3 protein-coding genes are annotated in these 2,696 nt (G+C 36.9%); 2 read left to right on the forward strand and 1 reads right to left on the reverse strand.

Annotated features, from left to right (window positions below):
• Window positions 1–164 precede the first annotated feature (164 nt).
• Entirely contained in the window at window positions 165–1,418 is a 1,254-nt protein-coding gene (locus VB264_RS24905) for an MFS transporter (protein ID WP_323254093.1), read from the reverse strand.
• A 249-nt stretch (window positions 1,419–1,667) separates the two neighbouring features.
• Here VB264_RS24905 and VB264_RS24910 point away from each other — a divergent pair, with 249 nt between their 5' ends.
• The gene (locus VB264_RS24910; protein ID WP_323254095.1) at window positions 1,668–1,820 is read left to right on the forward strand and encodes an SRPBCC family protein; all 153 of its coding nucleotides are present in this window, start codon (window positions 1,668–1,670) and stop codon (window positions 1,818–1,820) included.
• Window positions 1,821–1,840: 20 nt separating this feature from the next.
• Window positions 1,841–2,269, forward strand: a complete 429-nt coding sequence (locus VB264_RS24915; protein ID WP_323254097.1) for a VOC family protein — start codon at window positions 1,841–1,843, stop codon at window positions 2,267–2,269.
• Window positions 2,270–2,696 lie beyond the last annotated feature (427 nt).

Genomic DNA, 2,696 nt, shown 5'->3' on the forward strand with positions numbered 1-2,696 from the left:
TTCAACGCTTGGTTTTAAAGACTATTTATGTGCATTTAAGCTAATTTGATCAATAATAACATTTCTATTTCAACTTTTTAAAAGATGTGGGTAATCAGTAGGACTTAAGTCCCTCGCTAATGATAAGGTTTAAAACGTTAGCGTTATAGCCAACCCGTGCCAATCTAAACTTTCATCTCCTCTAATTTCTTACTCTCTTCGCGTTGTCTTACGTATTGGTCTACCCAATAAATTAAGCCAATCGCAACGACCATCGAGCCTATTACGGTATAACCCAATATATCATAATGGTCTAAAATACCGTTGGGTTGTTGAACAACAATCAACCCTGCGATAAAAGAGGCAACACCCCCCGAAATTTGTTGAATCGATGAGTTGATACTCATAAAAGCACCTCTATCTTTCATCGAAGGAATGGCCGTCATCAAGGCAGAAGATGAAATCATCCGTGCTGAAATCCCTGTAAAAAGGATTACGTTCAATATAATAATTACCCAAAGTGGCGTAATGCCTAATTGTGTATAGATACCTACCATGATGCTGCTGATGATAGAGCCTATCAAAAAAGTATTGAACTTACCCAATTTATCACTGAGTTTACCAATCATAGGGCCAAACAACATAGAGAATATCCCCGTAATGCCATACATGATGGGTAGTTCAGACAATTTCAAGCCTAAATTGTTAGTACCATAAGCACTACCAAAAGGCATTAGCATAAATCCGCCCGTAGAAAGCAATATCGTTCCAAGGAAGGCCCTGAGATAATGAGGTTCGCTAATGGTTTTGGCAAGGTGTTGGAATGCGTTTGAATCACTTTGTATTTTCAGGTGTTCGGTAACAGGTTCCATTTTAACAAAAATGACTACTCCTACCACCGCACTCACTCCTACTATCATCCAAAAAGGTGCATGCCAGTCGAAGCTATTAGCTAACACCAGACCAATCGGCAAACCCAATACCTGACTTGCCGCAAACGCCATTTGTACAAAACCCATTACCCTTCCACGTACTTCTAGTTTGAATAAATCAGAGATAATAGCAAAACCTACTGAGCCTATTACGCCCCCAAAAATCCCTGTGAAGATTCGGGCAAATAGCAGAAAATTATAGTCAGTTGCTAAGGCACAAAGGGCTGTACCGATGATAAAACCAACGTAGAAAAATAATAAGAATTTCTTTCTATCGAATTTGTCGGCAAAACCCGCTGCCAACAAACCAGAAGCACCAGCACTAAAAGCATAAGCTGACACAACAAAGCCAAATTGAGAAGTAGTGATTTTTAAAGTAGGCATTAAAATAGCCCCTAGTGGCGACAATACCATGAAATCTAGTATTACCGTAAATTGAATAAAGGCTAAAACCGCTATCATAAAAATCTGATAGGGTGTAAAAATTTTTTCTGTGGGTTGGGTCATAATTAATTTATTGAATAATTCTTATGCAAATTACGGGATATTTATGCTCTTATCTCATGGTCTGAACATTATTGATATTAAATTAATCCCCGAAATATCCTAAATACCATTAATTTTCTGTGGTTCAAGTACTTTAATGCAATTTAATCTAAAATTGACACCATCTACCCCTTGAAAACCAACGCATTAGCATACATTTGCTTTATTATTAACCTTCAAATTTAACTTTCGCACATCACGACTGACGCTGTGGGAGCAAACCAAACAGAAGTTACATGGACTTTTGAAGGAAGCATGCCCTACCCTATGAATTTGATGATGCTGTTTTATGATATGGAGGGATTGATAGGCAAAGATCTAGCAGATGGACTGAAAAATCTAAAAGTAATTCTTGAAAAATAAATTTTAATCAAAACACAAACATGGCAGCAATTTACCCTTATTTGGTCTTCAATGGTAACTGCGAAGAAGCTTTTAATTTTTACAAATCGGCATTTGGCGGAGAATTTCCCTATGTAGGAAGATTCAAGGACGCTCCGTCAGATCAGCTAATGTCACCAAGTGATGGCGAGCGAATCATGCACATGTCGTTGCCCATTGGCAAGACTATTTTAATGGGTAGCGATTCCTCTACAACGATGGGGGATGTAAGTGCAGGTACAAATTTCTCTATTTCTATTAGTGTAGACTCAAAAGAAGAAGCTGATAAATTGTTTCAAGCCCTTACAGAAGGTGGTAAAATAACGATGCCTTTGCAGGATACTTTTTGGGGTTCTTACTTTGGGATGTTTAAGGATAAATTTGGTATTGATTGGATGATTAATCATGATACTAATGAGGTGGCGATTTAATTCATTACTTTCTATTAGCTGGTGACTTAAGTCCTAACGATTACCCATAAGCATATAAATAACTGATAATCAAGGCATTTATTCCTAGCGAGGAAATTAAGTCCCTCGCTAGGAATAAGAATTTCAGGTAGTCAGGCTGTGGTATGAGGCAACCAAAGCTCAGTTTGAAAGGTGATTTAAGCCTATTTGAGCCCATTTTATCAATAATCACATCTTCATTTTAACTTTTTAAAAGATGTGGGTAATCAGTAGGATTTAAGTCACCAGCTAATAGAAAGGTTTTGAATTTACAATCGTGTTCTGTGTGCCACCATAGCCGTCAGGCTATTGATTTATTTTATTAATTTTGTCTTCAAAATCTGATACAATGAATTTAGAAGATATATCAAACTCAATTGAGTTTTTAGAAATTAATCAACTTTTGGAA

Origin of the sequence: Arcicella aquatica (genome assembly GCF_034928825.1) — a bacterium.
In the GTDB taxonomy this organism is placed as follows: Bacteria; Bacteroidota; Bacteroidia; order Cytophagales; family Spirosomataceae; genus Arcicella; species Arcicella aquatica.